The organism is Polymorphobacter sp. (genome assembly GCF_051860865.1).
GTDB lineage: Bacteria > Pseudomonadota > Alphaproteobacteria > Sphingomonadales > Sphingomonadaceae > Sandarakinorhabdus.
Genome location: NZ_JBIMKZ010000017.1, coordinates 13,949 through 27,357 on the forward strand (window position 1 = coordinate 13,949; position 13,409 = coordinate 27,357).

A 13,409-nucleotide genomic window follows, 5' to 3' on the forward strand; every position below is an offset into this window, starting at 1 on the left:
GAACTTGGACTTGGTGACGCTGTCGTTGACGTTGATCGCCGGGAACGGCAGCTCGCCCTTCTTGGCGATCTCGTACAGCCGGTGGACGCCGGTCGTGGTTTCCTCGGAAACGCCCTTCAGGTTCTTGACGGTCTCGGTCAGATAGCCGGGACGGGCCTTGATGAAGGCCTTGAGCGCGCGCTGGAACTCGACTTCTTCCTCATTCTCCGGCTCGCCCATGGTCTCCCCGGCTTCGAGGCGGGCGCCCCAGAGCGCGAACATGGTGGCGTCGCCGCCGTCATCGAGGATGATGTTGGCGGTGCGGTCACCCCAATCGAAGATGCGGCCGACATAATCCCAATAGTCGGCGAGGCTCTCGCCCTTGATCGCATAGACCGGGATGCCGCTGGCGGCGATGGCAGCGGCGGCGTGATCCTGGGTCGAGAAGATGTTGCAGGTCGCCCAGCGCAGCTCGGCGCCGAGCTCGGCCAGCGTCTCGATCAGCACGGCGGTCTGGATGGTCATGTGCAGCGAGCCGACGATGCGGGCGCCCTTCAGCGGCTTGGCGGCACCGAATTCCTGGCGCAGCGCCATCAGGCCGGGCATCTCGGTTTCGGCGATGGCGATCTCGCGGCGGCCGAAGCCGGCGAGGCCGATGTCGGCGATGGCATAGTGATTGATCTGCGATTGTGCCTGGCTGGCCATGATGACGCTCCGAAAAATAGCAGCCCCGGCCATAGGCAATGCGCCCGCCGAGAACAAGCATAAAGATGTCTTTATATCCTCGATCGACGCCGCAGTCCATGTCGCAGCTTGTGAAAGGCGGCGCAAATTGCCACTTAAGGGGCGTATCAAGGAGACCGGTATGACTCGTCTTGTCACCCATGATCTGGCCGTGCGGCCGACCCGCAACGAGCGCGCCGCCCAGGATTTCACCTCGAGCCTGCGTGGCCATGTGCTCAACACCATGGCCTCCAGCATGAAGTCTCGCTGGGAAAGCCGCATCGCGCCGGCGCTGGAGACGCCGGCCGAGGATGGTCTTGCCGTGCACAAGGCGCTGCGCGACGATCTTTATTTCCGCTTCTATTCGTCGCTGCGGATGGGCGCGCAGGAGATGGTGTGGTCGAGCGTCTCCGACGCGGTGACCCGCGATGCCGGCCGGCTGCGCGAGATCTCGGACCGGCTGCCGGCCTGCGGCGGGTCGCTGACGCTCGATCCGTCTTTGCCGATCCCGGCCAGCGTCAGCGACATCGATGTCCATCTGATGCCGGGCAGCTATACGTCGGAGACCGGCGACGGCGATCTGGCGGCCGGGGCGGTCTATGAGAATGGCCTGTCGGTGTTCAGCTTCGGGCTGATGGGCAAGAACCTCGACGATATCGGCGAAAGCTCGGCCTTCTGGCTTCGCCATGCCCATCCCGACTTCAAGCCGACCGCCATTCTCGATCTCGGCTGCTCGGTCGGCCACCAGACCTTGCCCTGGGCGCGGGCCTATCCCGACGCCCGCGTGACTGGCGTCGATGTGTCGGCGCCGTGCCTGCGCTATGCCGATGGACGAGCGCGGTCGCAGGGCGTGGCGGCGCATTTCGTCCAGGCCAATGCCACGGCGCTACCCTTCCCCGACGCCAGCTTCGATCTCGTCTACAGCTCGATGTTCCTGCACGAGCTGCCGGTGAAGGACATCGAGGCGGTATTCGCCGAGGCGCGGCGGCTGCTGCGGCCGGGCGGGCTGATGCTGCATTACGAGCTGCCGCCCAACAGCCAGCTGTCGGCCTATGACGGTTTCTATCTGGACTGGGACTGCTGGTACAATGCCGAGCCCTATTACAAGGCGTTCCGTGACCAGGAGCCCGCTGCGCTGTGCGCGGGCGCCGGCTTCCCGGCCGAGGGCTATGTGCAGACGGTGGTGCCATCGCTGAGCTGGTATGGCGAAGCGGCGGTGGCCGAGGCGATTGCCGGGCCGGCGCGGCTGGGTGGCAACACCGGACGGCTGGCCGACGGCGTGCAGTGGTTCGTGTTCGGCAACTGGGCCTGAGGACGCGGGCATGAGCAAGACACCGCGGGTGTTCCAGGACCCGGCGATCGACGCGCTGGTGCGGATGATGCTGGAGCTGGCCTCCGAGAGCTGGGTGACGCGCGCCCGGCTGGCGGCGCTGGAGGCCAAGGTAGGGTCGGTCGAGGAATTGGTGCTGCCGCCCGAGGCGGAGGCGGCGCTGACCGCCGAGCGGGATGCGTTCGTGCGGAAGCTGTTCGCCGTTCTCGAAGGCTGAGGCTCAGGCCAGCCGGGCCTGTATGTCGGCGGCGAGCGCGGCGGTGGCGGCGGCGATGACGCGGCCGTCGCTGCCGAGCGCCAGGCGGCGGCCGGCCCAATCGGTCATGGTGCCGCCGGCGCCTTCGATGACCGGCACCAGCGCCGCCCAGTCATGGACCTTCAGGCTGGCCTCTACCACCGCGTCGAGATGGCCGGAGGCGACGAGGCCGTAATTGTGGCAATCGCCGCCGTAGAGCGTGTCACGCGCCGCCTGCTGGACGCGGGTGAAGGCGGTAAGGTCGGCAGTGGTGAAGGCGTGGGGGCTGGTCGTGCCGATATGGGCGGCGGCGAGCGCGGCGCAGGGGCGCGTGGTGGCTGGCTGGCCGTTGAGCGTGGTCGGCTGGCCATGGGCGCCGAGCCAGCGGTCGCCGATGATGCACTGGTCGATGACGCCAAGGACCGGTGCGCCGTCGACCATTAGCCCGATCAGCGTGCCGAACAGCGGACGGCCGGCGATGAAGGCGCGGGTGCCGTCGATCGGATCGAGCACCCAGACGCGCGCGGCGTCGGGCCGGTCGTCGCCATATTCCTCGCCGATGACGCCGTCCTGCGGGCGCGCGGCCGCGATCAGCCGGCGCATCTCGGCCTCGGCGGCGCGGTCGGCGGCAGTGACGGGTGATTCGTCGCCCTTGCTTTCGACCGTTACCCCGCCGCGGAACCAGGGGCGGATGACGGCGCCGGCGGCGTCCGCCAGCTGATGGGCGAGGGCAATATCGGCAGCATCGATCATGGCCGCTGGCTTGCACGAGCCGTTAGCGCTGCGCAACCGCGGGGCGGGTCGGCGGAACAATAGGGGGCGCCTGCGGTTTTGTTCATTCATCATCGAAAGGGCAGATTGTGGGTAAAGGTTGTCTTCTCTGGGCCATTGGCGTGCCGCTGCCCATCGTGCTTCTGCTCTGGTTCTTCTTCTTCTGAGGTTCCGCTTTTTTCGAGGCATCGGCTGGGGTAGGGAGGAGCGATCCTGCTTCCCAGCCGAAAGCCCTTCCCATGAAGTTCTTTGTCGATACTGCTGAAATCTCGGAAATCGCTTCACTGGCCGACAGCGGCCTTGTCGACGGCGTCACCACCAACCCCTCGCTGATCGCAAAGTCCGGGCGCAACTTCATCGAAGTGGTCAGGGAAATTGCCGATCTCATCCATGGTCCGGTGTCGGCCGAAGTGGTGGCGCTGGACAAGGATGGGATGCTTCGCGAAGCCGAGGTGCTGCGTAAGATTGCCCGCAACGTCTGCATCAAGCTGCCGCTGACGCTCGAGGGGCTGAAGGCTTGCAAGGCCCTGTCCGACGAGGGCGTGATGACCAATGTGACCCTGTGCTTCTCGGCCAACCAGGCGCTGCTCGCGGCCAAGGCCGGCGCCAGCTTCATCTCGCCGTTTATCGGCCGCCTCGACGATATCAGCCAGGACGGCATGCAGCTGATCGAGGATATCCGCCACATCTACGACAATTACGAATTCAAGACCGAGATCCTCGCGGCCTCGGTCCGTCATCCAGTGCATGTGCTGCAGGCCGCGAAGATCGGCGCCGATGTGGCGACGATGCCGCCGAGCGTCATCCGCGCGCTCGCCATGCATCCGCTGACCGACAAGGGGCTCGAAACCTTTGCGGCCGACTGGTTGAAGTCCGGTCAGACCATCATTTGAGTGCGGCACGCGGCCTGGCGGCGGCGGCCGGCGAATGGGCGGCGAGCCTTGCCCATCAGCGTCGGCTGTCCCCGCACACGCTGCGGGCCTATGCGGCGACGCTCGACCGGTTCGACAGCTTCCTGATGGCTCACGTCGGCGGCGCGGTGTCGCTCGCGCATCTCGAAACGCTGCGGCCGGCCGATATCCGGTCCTATCTGACTTTCCGGCGGGCCGAGGGGCTCGGCAATGCCAGTCTGGCGCGGGAACTGTCGGCGCTGCGGACCTTCATCCGCTGGGCGCGCCAGACCCAGGCGCTGAAGTCCGAAGCGCTGGCCGGTGTCAAATCTCCGAAACTGGCCCGTCGTGTGCCGCGCCCGCTGGCGGCGCCCGACGCGCACGCGCTGATCGACGTGGTCGCCGACACCGAACAGCCCGACTGGGTCCGGTTGCGCAACACCGCCGTGCTGCTGCTGCTCTGGGGGGCCGGGCTGCGGATCTCCGAGGCGCTGTCGCTGACCGGCGCCGACCTGCCGCTGGGCGAGGTGCTGACCATCACCGGCAAGCGCGGCAAGACCCGCCAGGTGCCGCTGCTGCCGATCGTCCGCGAGGCCGTAACCGCCTATCTCGCCGCCCTGCCCTTCACCACGACGCGCGAGTCGCCGCTGTTTCGCGGCACGCGCGGCGGTCCCCTCGACGCCGGTATCATCCGCTCGGCCATGCAGGCCGCCCGGCCGGCGCTCGGCCTGCCGCCCACCGCCACGCCGCACGCGCTGCGGCACAGCTTCGCCACCCACCTGCTCGCCGCCGGCGCCGATTTGCGCAGCCTGCAGGACCTGCTCGGCCACGCGTCACTGTCGTCGACGCAGATCTATACCGCCGTCGATTCGGGGATGCTGCTCGATGCCTATCGGGGCGCGCATCCCAGGGCCTAGGTGCCTCCGGCGGCCGGGGCCTTAGGCCCCGGACCCAATCAATAAAGACCCCGCCTGGTGAAGGGGTTTGGGGCGGCAGGAGAAAGCGCCTCCGGCGGTACCAGAAGTGCCTCCGGCGGCTGGGGCCTTAGGCTCCAGACCCCGATAATCCGGCCTTCGTAAGGCGACGGGAGACCACGCTGCGACATCACCACAAGTTATTGGGGTCTGGGGCCTGCGGCCCCAGCCGCCGGAGGCACCTTGCTTAACGCCGGCGGTCGTTGCGGTCGCCGATGACGGCGCCGGCGGCGCCGCCGACGACGGCGCCTTCGACGGTGCCGAGGCCGGTCGCCTTGCCGGCGACGGCGCCGGCGCTGCCGCCGATGAGGGCGCCGCTGGTGGTATTGGCGCAGGCAGACAGGCCGCCGAGCAGGCCGATGGCGAGGAGCGGGGTGAGGATGCGGGTCATGTCGATCTCCTGAGTTCAAGAGCCGACACGCGCGGGAGCTGCCGGCTCAGATCTTGCTCGCCTCGACAATATCAGCGGCGCGCGCGAACCAGATCTCGGGCCTGGAAGCCAGATCGGCAAGCAACGCGTCGATCGCGTCGATACGATACGGAAGACCAGTTATATAGGGCGTTAGATGAACGGGGAGCAACCGGCCGCCGTGAGTGGCGGATTCGGCGAGCAGCCAGTCGGCGGCATCGCGCAGTTGCTGGGCATAGCTGTCGGCCGACTGCTGACAGGTACCGATGACCTGCCGGTCCGACAATTCATGATTGAGCGGCAGGTTGACGAGCGGGCCGGCGGCGGTGTCGAGACGGAACGGCAGCTCGTCGTTGACCCAGTCGAGGCAATAGCGGAGGCCGGCCTCGGCGAGCAGGCGCGGGGTGTCGAAGCTCTGCGACCGGGCGATCGACAGCCAGCCACGCGGGCGGGTGCCGGTGGCGGCTTCGAGGCCATCGAGGCTGGCGGCGATCAGCGCGCGCTCGTCGGCCTCGGGCAGGCCGGTGGCGATGGTGCCGTTCATGTCGGTCGAATGGGCGATGATTTCATGGCCGGCTTCGATGATCTGGCGGGTGAGATCGGGGTAACGCTCGGCCCAGCGGCTGTTCACTGCGAAGCTGGCGACGGCGCCGGCCTTGGCCAGCGAGTCGAGCAGGCGCGGCACGCCGAGGCGCGAGCCATAGTCGCGCGCCGTGAAATGGCGGTAATCGGGAAAGGCCGTCTGCATATGGCCGGGCGCGCGAAACGGCGTGTCGGACGGGGTCAGCGGGAAGAATTCGCAGCTGATAACCACGGCCACGGCCAGCCGTTTGCCCTCGGGCCACTGGATCGGCGGCCGGTCGAAGATGTTCGACCAGGGGTAGAGATCATGATCCATGCCACGGCGGCGGCGCGGATATTCGAGATAGGCGGGATCGAGGCTCATGGGCGTTCGGCCCCCTGACGCTGGGCTTTGTAGACGTCGGCGATGTCGCCGGCGCGGGTGATCCAGGCGCGGCCATCGGCGGCGATGTGGCGCAGGACCTCCTCGAACGGCCCGATCCGGTGCGGCTGGCCGATCAGATAGCTGTGCAGCGGGATGCACATCACCGTGCCCGAGGCCTCGCCCTCGCGGGCCAGCCGGTCGAACTGGGCGATGAGTGCGTCGGCATAGGCGCGCGGGCTCATGTTGTAGATGAAGAAGCCATAGTGATCGTTGACTTCGAGGCTGTAGGGCATCGAGACCAGCCGGCCGCTGCGGGTGTTGACCTCGCCGGGGCGATCATCGTGATAAAGATCGCAGGTATAATCGAGGCCATATTCGGCCAGCAGGTCGAGCGTGTTGACCGTGTGGGTCAATGCCGGGGCCAGCCAGCCACGGATGCGCTGGCCGGTGGCGCGCTGGACGGTGGCGATCGAGTCCTCGATGATCGCGCGCTCCTGCGCCTCGTCCATGTCATAGGCGTAGCGGGTGTTGTAGATGCCGTGGCTGAAGAATTCCCAGCCGCGCTGCACCCCGTCCTCGACCACCTCGGGGATATGGTCGCACAGCGCCACCGACAGGCTGACCGAGCCGGGGAAGCCGTGCTTTGACATTACCTCGGCCATCCGCCAATGGCCGACGCGATTGGCATGGTCGCGGTGGGAATAGCCGACAACGTCCGGATGCGGCTTGGTCCAGCTCTTGCGGCGCGGGTGCGCGGGCGGATCAAGCTCATAATATTCGAGATTGGGCGCCACCCAGACCGCGCAGGTCTTGCCATCGGGCCAGTGCAGGGGGCGGGTGTCGGGCTGGGGGCTGTAAAGGCCGGGATCGTCGATCATGCCGCAGCCTTTAGACGAAGCGCGGCCGGCGGGGCGAGCCAAAAATCGCTGTTGCCGACAGGCGGAGACGCGGGCAGGCTGATGATTGTGACCGGAAAATGGATGTTGCTGGCAGGGCTGCTGCTGCTCGTGCTGGGCTGCGGGCCGCTGCTGCTGTTCATTGTAGCCGACGCGCTGGGGTTGGTCACGGACCCTGACCCCAACCCGATCGGGCTGGGGCTTCTGGCCTTCGTCAGCTTTTGGCCGGGTGTGATCCTGACCGCGATCGGCCTGGCCCGCCGTCGCCGCTGAGGGCGACGGCGGGGCCGCATCACAGGATCTTACTGGGCGACCGGGGCCGCCGCGCTGGCGTTCTCGGGCAGACCGCCGAGCTCGCGGACGAGGTTGGTGTAGGCATCGAGATAGGCGAGGACGATGACCTGGCCGATCTCGGTGTTCTCATAGCCGCCGCCGCCGCCGCCGCCGAAACCGCCGGCACCGATCAGGCCGACACCGCCGCCGAAGCCCATGTCGGACTTCTTGGCGAAGCCCTCGGTGATCCGCTCGAGCTCGGTGGTGCGGGCGTTGGTGAGCGACAGGGTGACGTTGGCCTCTTTCTTCTTGATGCTGATGGCGCCGCCAATGGCGCCGCCGAGGCGGCCGCCGAGCAGGCCCCCGGCCAGTGCGCCGAAGCCGCCGCCGCCGGAATTGGCATTTTTCGTCACCAGATCGGGCACGACGAAATAATCGGCGGCCTTGACCTGGGCGCGGCCGATGTTGCTGCCGGCCTGCAGCTCACCCGATTCGGCGAGCGCCCGCTCGATCCCGCGCGAATTGAGGCCACGGCCGCGATCGACGAGGCCGAAGCAGCCGGACTTCATCACGAAGACCTTGATGATGGCTTCCGGCGAGCCGAGCTGCAGCGCCGACCACCAGTTGTTGTCCGGCTCGATGACGGCGATGGTGCCGAGCTTCTTGGTGCAGATGGGGATTTCCTGCGTCTTCTTGACCTGCTGCTTGCGCGCGCCCGACTGCGCCAGCGCCGGCGTCGCCAGAAGTGCCACGGCTGCGACGGCCGCGCTGATGGTCTTCAACATGCTCATGCTCCCCAAAAGGCTGTGCCCCTAGCACGCCCTGTCAACGAAGAATTGTAGATATGCGACACGCCGCTGTCCGTAAATCACCCCGATGCGGGGGTAGGCGATTTAATGAAAATTAACCATTTTTCCGGGCGGAAAACCAGTCGACCACCTCGGACACCGGCACAACATCGGCATATTTGAGCTGAAGATCGGTCAGGTTCGCCCAATGATAGGCGGCCAGCTTGTCGGCGGTGGTCTCCAGCGGCACGATCGTCCGATAGCCGCGCGACAGCGAATCGACCGCCGTCGCCCGGATGCAGCCCGAGGTGCTACCGCCGGTCAGCACCACGGTGTCAACCTTGTGCCAGACCAGCAGCGATTGCAGCGGCGTCTCGAAGAAGGCCGAGGGCATCCGCTTGTCATATTGCATGTCGGCTGGCTGGACGTCGCAGCGCGCGTCATAGGCATGGCGGTCCGAACCATATTTGATGTTCTGCAGGCTGTCCGGCGTGTTGGTCCGCGTGCCCCAGACGCCGGCATCCGAGGCATCCTCGTGATACGCCACCCGGGTCCAGACCACCGGCATGCCGGCGGCGCGGGCCAGCGCCGAGATGTAGTTGACATGCTCGATCTGGCGGGGGTCGCTCTCATAGGCGGTCTTGTACTTGTCGATGCGGGTATAGGCGTTCTGGATATCGATGTTGACGATCGCCAGCTTGCTGCCGAAGCCGAAGCGGGCGCGCGCCGGGTTGGACATCACCTCGTCGAAGATCTGCTTTGCGGTGCGGCCGCAATCGGCCATCCGGGTTCCAACGATATCGCTCATCTGGGGGGTACTCCTTCTGGCGCCCCCGATAATGGGGTTTTTCCGGCCTGCCAATCGGCCGCGGCCCGATGCGGGCTTGACGCACGCGCGCAACGCTTGTCAGCAGCGAAGCATGAGCACCAACCGGCTGACCCGCAATATCCTCATCGCGCTCGTCGCCGGGCTGGTCGCCGGCTTCCTGATCAACCGGATGGCGGAAACGCCCGACGCCGCCCGCGACATCGCCGGCTATCTCGGGATCATCACCCAGATCTTCCTGCGGCTGATCAAGATGATCATCGCGCCGCTGGTACTGTCGACGCTGATCGTCGGCGTGGCGCATATGGGCTCGGGCGGGTCGATCGGGCGGACGTTTGCGCGGACGCTGGCCTGGTTCATCGCCGCGTCGGTGGCGTCGCTGTCGCTGGGCATATTGATGGTCAATCTGCTGGCGCCGGGCGTCGGCGTGGGACTGACGCTGCCCGATGCCGCCGCCGAGACCGGGCTGGCCAAGGCGGCCTTCGACCCGACGACCTTCTTCCCCAATCTGGTGCCGAAATCGATCTTCGAGGCGATGGCGACCAACGAGATCTTGCAGATCGTCGTCTTCTCGCTGTTTGCCGGCACCGCGCTGATCGCCATCGGCAAGCAGGGCGAGCCGATCGTGCGCGGGCTCGAGGCGCTGATGCATCTGATGCTGAAGATCACCGGCTATGTGATGCAGACGGCACCGTTCGCGGTGTTCGCCGCCGTGGCCTCGGCGATTGCGGTGGAGGGGCTGGGCATCCTCGTCACCTTCGGCAAATTCATCGGCAGCTTCTATCTCGGGCTGGCCATGCTGTGGCTGCTGCTGCTCGGCGCCGGCAGCTTTGTCATCGGCGCCGGCAATATCCGCCGGCTGATCGGCACCATCCGCGAGCCGTTCCTGATCACCTTCGCCACCGCGTCATCGGAAGCCGCCTATCCGAAGATGATCGAGGCGCTCGACCGCTTCGGCGTGCCGACGCGGATCACCAGCTTCGTGCTGCCGCTCGGCTATTCGTTCAATCTCGACGGCTCGATGATGTACTGCGCCTTTGCCAGCATCTTCATTGCCCAGGCCTATGGCATCGAGCTGACGCTGGCGCAGGAGATCTTCATGCTCGGCCTGCTGATGATCACCTCCAAGGGCATCGCCGGGGTGCCGCGCGCCAGCCTGGTGGTCATCGCCGCGACCTTGCCTTATTTCGGCATTCCCGAAGCGGGGCTGCTGCTGATCCTTGCCGTGGACCATTTCCTCGACATGGGCCGCAGCGCCACCAACGTCATCGGCAATGCGGTCGCCACCGCCGTCATCGCCAAATGGGACGCCGCCGATGCGGCCAAAAGCGCCCGGCCGGAGCCGCTGCCGAAATTCTGACGGCTTATTTGGGCGAGCGTTTGGCGAGGATGCGCTGGAGGGTGCGGCGGTGCATCTTCAGGCGACGGGCGGTCTCCGAGACATTGCGGTCGCAGAGCTCGTAGACGCGCTGGATATGCTCCCAGCGGACGCGGTCGGCCGACATCGGCTCGGGCGGGGCCTCGGGGCGCTCGCCGGCTTCGGCCGAGAGGGCGCGGACGATGTCCTCGGGGTCGGCGGGCTTGGCGAGATAATCGACCGCGCCGGCTTTCACCGCGGCCACTGCCGTGGCGAGATTGCCATAGCCGGTCAGCACGACGATGCGGATGTCCGGGGACAGGGCGCGCAGCTCGGCGACGAGGTCGAGGCCATTGCCGTCGTCGAGGCGCATGTCGACCACCGCATGGGTCGGCTTCATCCGCGCCGCCTCGATGCGGGCTTCGCTGAGGCTGCCGGCGGCGGTGACCGCGAAACCCTTGCGCGCCAGCATCACCGTCAGCCGCTGGCGGAACGGCGCATCGTCATCGACGAGCAGCAGCGGCATCAACGGCGCCGGATCGGCAGCGGCGTCGGCAGAAAGGGTATCGGTCTGGCTCACCTGGGGCACTCCTATTCCGTGGCTTCTATATGGGTACGCTGCCAGCGCACGTCCACCTGCGCCCCACCGTCGCGGCGATTGCTGAAGGTGAGCTTGCCGCCGGTGCGTTCGATCAGCGTGGTGGCAATGAAAATGCCGAGGCCGGTGCCCCCGCTGCCGGACCGGGAGGGGCCGAGATCGGGCTCGCCGAACAGCGGCAGCAGCTCGGCCGGGAAGCCGGGGCCGTCATCGACAACGGCGATACTGACCTCGCTCGCCGTGGCCTGGGCGCGCAGTTCGACGACCGAGCCGGCATGGCGGACGGCATTGGCGACCAGATTGGCCAGCCCGTGCAGCAGCTCGGGGGAGCGGCGGACCTGCGGCAGGGAACCATCGGCGATGACCCGCACGGGCACCCGCGCCGGCTTGGCGTTATTGGCCACCTCGTGCAGCAGCACGTCGAGGCCGAGCAGGGCGAACGGGTCTTCGGCCTCGGCGCGGCGGGCGATGCGCACGAGGATGGCGCGCGACCGGGCGGCCTCGGAGCCGAGCAGGCGGATGTCGTCGCCGAAGTCCGGATCGTCGCCGAGCGCTTCGGTCAGGCTGTGGGCAATCAAGGTGATGGTGCCGAGCGGGCCGCCGAGCTCATGCGCGGCGGCGGCGGCGAGGCTGCCGAGCGCGCTCATCCGGGCCTCGCGAGTCAGCGCCGCTTCGGTGGCGACCAGCGCGCGGGCGCGGTCCCGCGCTTCGGCCGAGACCAGCCAGAGATAAATAGCGAGGAAGCCGATCGCCAGCGCCAGCGAGATGGCGACGCCGATCCGGTAGATTTCCGGAAAGGCCGGCGCCGGGCCGTGCCAGGGCAAGGGCTTCGACCAGAACCACAGCATCGTCAGCACAAAGGCCGCCAGCGCGCCCAGCGGCAGCATGGCGCGTGCCGGCAGCAGCGTGGCGGCGATGGTAACCGGCATGATCAGCAGGATGGCGAACGGGTTGGCCAGCCCGCCGGTGAGGAACAGCATGACCCCGGCCTGGACAAGGTCGAAGCCGAGGTGCAGCGCGAGATCGGGCCCCTGCAGCCGCGCCGAGCGGCCATAAAGCGTCACCAGCCCGACGTTGAGCACGGCCGACGCCGCCACCGCGGCGATCAGCGATGGCCAGGGCAGCGGGTAGCCAAGGTAGAGACCGACGACGATCAGCGTGGTGAACTGGCCGCCGATGGCGATCCAGCGCAGTACCGCCAGCGTGCGGACCCTGACCCCGGGGCGGTCGAAGGCCGCGGCCGCTATCGATGGCGTTTCCATGACGGCTCCCTAGACCTTCCCCGGTCCGGCCGCCATGCGACATGGAAGCGGGGCGGCCAGCTGGTATCGGCGGGAAATCATATGCCTCCGGCGGAAACGGGATGCCTACGGCGGCTGGTGCCGTAGGCCCCAGACCCCGATAAGCGAGCCTTCGCAGGGCGACGGCCGAAGTCTCTGCGGGATCAACAGAATTTATTGGGGTCTGGGGCCTGCGGCCCCAGCCGCCGGAGGCATTTTCTCTTGCCGCAGGAGGCTATTTTCTCATGAACGTCGCTACTGCCTAGAGCACCGGTCCTTGGGCGCGGAGCGGCTTGCGCACCGGCTGTTCGGCGAACATCTTGGTGATGGCGGCACCGCGCGGATCGCCTTCGGCGAAAGAGCGCGGCGTGCGGCCGCTGTTGTCCGAGATATCGGGGTTGGCGCCGGCATCGAGCAGCTGCTTGACCATGAAGCTGTCCCGGTTCTGCACGGCCTTCAGCAGCGCGGTTTCGCCGAGCCGGTTCTGGACGTCGACCTGTGCCTTGATGGTGGTGAAGATGCGCACGCCGTCAGTCCAGCGGCCGATGGCGGCGAGGATCAGCGGGGTGTTGCCCTCCCGGTCCCGAACATTGGGGTTGGCGCCGAACTGCAGCAGGAAGCCGACCCAGCCGGCATCGCCGCGCTTGGTAACGATATGCAGCCCGGATTCGCCGGAATCGGCATCACGGACATTGACCACCGTGGTGCCGGGCTTTTCGGCCAGTTCCTTGACCTTGGCGGCGTCCTTGTCCTTGACCGCCTTGATGAAATTATAGCCGTCCGAGAATTGCGCCGCCGCCGGCTGGGCAATCAGCAGCATCGCCGCCAGTGCCATCCACAACCGCATCATTGCTTTCACCTTCTTCTTGCCCTCCAACGCCACATCGACAAGCGCGAGGCAGCGCCCTATTTCCAGACCATGCATAGCCATAGCCCCCTCGACCTCCAATGAACAGAAGCACGCTCAAGCGGATTCGCATCGGCGCGCTGGTGCTCGCCGTGGCGGTGGCCGGCTGGATGGGCTGGCAGCAGTTCTCGGCGGTGTCGGTGCCGCGCGGCAACCTCGCCGGCAGCACGCTCGGCGGGCCGTTCGCGCTGATCGACCAGGATGGCCAGCCCCGCACCGACAAGGAC

16 protein-coding genes and 1 pseudogene are annotated in these 13,409 nt (G+C 67.1%); 7 read left to right on the forward strand and 10 right to left on the reverse strand.

The window, feature by feature from the left end:
• Positions 1 to 684: adenosylhomocysteinase (locus ACTIFJ_RS04930; protein WP_439532980.1), on the reverse strand; the 684-nt coding region annotated here is incomplete at its 3' end.
• A gap of 160 nt (positions 685 to 844) precedes the next feature.
• On the opposite strand from ACTIFJ_RS04930, the gene ACTIFJ_RS04935 reads away from it, so the two are divergent.
• Positions 845 to 2,014 carry a class I SAM-dependent methyltransferase gene (locus ACTIFJ_RS04935; protein WP_439532981.1) on the forward strand — a complete coding sequence of 390 codons (1,170 nt, stop codon included), beginning with the start codon at positions 845 to 847 and terminating at the stop codon, positions 2,012 to 2,014.
• Between the two features lie 10 nt (positions 2,015 to 2,024).
• Entirely contained in the window at positions 2,025 to 2,249 is a 225-nt protein-coding gene (locus ACTIFJ_RS04940) for a hypothetical protein (protein ID WP_439532982.1), read from the forward strand.
• A 3-nt stretch (positions 2,250 to 2,252) separates the two neighbouring features.
• Here the strand turns inward: ACTIFJ_RS04940 and hisN are convergent, their stop codons facing one another.
• Positions 2,253 to 3,020, reverse strand: a complete 768-nt coding sequence (gene hisN / locus ACTIFJ_RS04945) for a histidinol-phosphatase (RefSeq protein ID WP_439532983.1) — start codon at positions 3,018 to 3,020, stop codon at positions 2,253 to 2,255.
• Between the two features lie 257 nt (positions 3,021 to 3,277).
• On the opposite strand from hisN, the gene fsa reads away from it, so the two are divergent.
• Both fsa and ACTIFJ_RS04955 read left to right on the forward strand, forming a co-directional pair.
• Positions 3,278 to 3,931 (forward strand): fructose-6-phosphate aldolase, encoded by a 654-nt coding sequence (gene fsa / locus ACTIFJ_RS04950; protein WP_439532984.1) that lies wholly within the window; start codon positions 3,278 to 3,280, stop codon positions 3,929 to 3,931.
• Complete coding sequence (locus ACTIFJ_RS04955; protein WP_439532985.1) at positions 3,928 to 4,845, forward strand: tyrosine recombinase XerC; 918 nt, start codon at positions 3,928 to 3,930, stop codon at positions 4,843 to 4,845. The genes fsa and ACTIFJ_RS04955 overlap by 4 nt, the downstream gene beginning before the upstream one ends.
• A 244-nt stretch (positions 4,846 to 5,089) precedes the next feature.
• On the opposite strand, the gene ACTIFJ_RS04960 is transcribed toward ACTIFJ_RS04955, so the two are convergent.
• From ACTIFJ_RS04960 to ACTIFJ_RS04970, 3 genes are read right to left on the reverse strand one after another with little or no spacing between them, the layout of a single operon-like run.
• Positions 5,090 to 5,293: a glycine zipper domain-containing protein gene (locus ACTIFJ_RS04960; RefSeq protein WP_439532986.1), complete on the reverse strand. Its 204-nt coding sequence runs from the start codon at positions 5,291 to 5,293 to the stop codon at positions 5,090 to 5,092.
• A 46-nt stretch (positions 5,294 to 5,339) separates the two neighbouring features.
• Entirely contained in the window at positions 5,340 to 6,257 is a 918-nt protein-coding gene (locus tag ACTIFJ_RS04965) for a polysaccharide deacetylase family protein (RefSeq protein WP_439532987.1), read from the reverse strand.
• On the reverse strand, positions 6,254 to 7,135 hold the full coding sequence (locus tag ACTIFJ_RS04970; RefSeq protein ID WP_439532988.1) for a polysaccharide deacetylase family protein: 882 nt from the start codon (positions 7,133 to 7,135) through the stop codon (positions 6,254 to 6,256). Before ACTIFJ_RS04970 ends, ACTIFJ_RS04965 begins: the two co-directional genes overlap by 4 nt.
• A gap of 81 nt (positions 7,136 to 7,216) precedes the next feature.
• Between ACTIFJ_RS04970 and ACTIFJ_RS04975 the strand changes: the two genes are divergently transcribed.
• A complete protein-coding gene (locus ACTIFJ_RS04975; RefSeq protein WP_439532989.1) occupies positions 7,217 to 7,426 on the forward strand; it encodes a hypothetical protein in 210 nt (69 codons plus the stop codon).
• A 29-nt stretch (positions 7,427 to 7,455) separates the two neighbouring features.
• On the opposite strand, the gene ACTIFJ_RS04980 is transcribed toward ACTIFJ_RS04975, so the two are convergent.
• Together ACTIFJ_RS04980 and ACTIFJ_RS04985 are read right to left on the reverse strand one after the other, a co-directional pair.
• A complete protein-coding gene (locus ACTIFJ_RS04980; RefSeq protein ID WP_439532990.1) occupies positions 7,456 to 8,217 on the reverse strand; it encodes a CsgG/HfaB family protein in 762 nt (253 codons plus the stop codon).
• A gap of 112 nt (positions 8,218 to 8,329) precedes the next feature.
• Positions 8,330 to 9,022, reverse strand: a complete 693-nt coding sequence (locus tag ACTIFJ_RS04985; RefSeq protein ID WP_439532991.1) for an isochorismatase family protein — start codon at positions 9,020 to 9,022, stop codon at positions 8,330 to 8,332.
• Between the two features lie 112 nt (positions 9,023 to 9,134).
• Here ACTIFJ_RS04985 and ACTIFJ_RS04990 point away from each other — a divergent pair, with 112 nt between their 5' ends.
• Positions 9,135 to 10,400, forward strand: coding sequence for a dicarboxylate/amino acid:cation symporter (locus ACTIFJ_RS04990; protein ID WP_439532992.1), 1,266 nt, complete (start codon positions 9,135 to 9,137; stop codon positions 10,398 to 10,400).
• Positions 10,401 to 10,404: 4 nt separating this feature from the next.
• Here the strand turns inward: ACTIFJ_RS04990 and ACTIFJ_RS04995 are convergent, their stop codons facing one another.
• The 3 genes from ACTIFJ_RS04995 to ACTIFJ_RS05005 all read right to left on the reverse strand — a co-directional run bounded on the left by ACTIFJ_RS04995 (position 10,405) and on the right by ACTIFJ_RS05005 (position 13,206).
• The gene (locus tag ACTIFJ_RS04995; protein ID WP_439532993.1) at positions 10,405 to 10,977 is read right to left on the reverse strand and encodes an ActR/PrrA/RegA family redox response regulator transcription factor; all 573 of its coding nucleotides are present in this window, start codon (positions 10,975 to 10,977) and stop codon (positions 10,405 to 10,407) included.
• A gap of 11 nt (positions 10,978 to 10,988) precedes the next feature.
• Positions 10,989 to 12,257 carry an ActS/PrrB/RegB family redox-sensitive histidine kinase gene (locus tag ACTIFJ_RS05000; RefSeq protein WP_439532994.1) on the reverse strand — a complete coding sequence of 423 codons (1,269 nt, stop codon included), beginning with the start codon at positions 12,255 to 12,257 and terminating at the stop codon, positions 10,989 to 10,991.
• A gap of 280 nt (positions 12,258 to 12,537) precedes the next feature.
• The gene (locus ACTIFJ_RS05005) at positions 12,538 to 13,206 is read right to left on the reverse strand and encodes an ankyrin repeat domain-containing protein (RefSeq protein WP_439532995.1); all 669 of its coding nucleotides are present in this window, start codon (positions 13,204 to 13,206) and stop codon (positions 12,538 to 12,540) included.
• Positions 13,207 to 13,223: 17 nt separating this feature from the next.
• Here ACTIFJ_RS05005 and ACTIFJ_RS05010 point away from each other — a divergent pair.
• Positions 13,224 to 13,409 (forward strand): annotated as a pseudogene (locus tag ACTIFJ_RS05010) (SCO family protein); the annotation flags it as partial.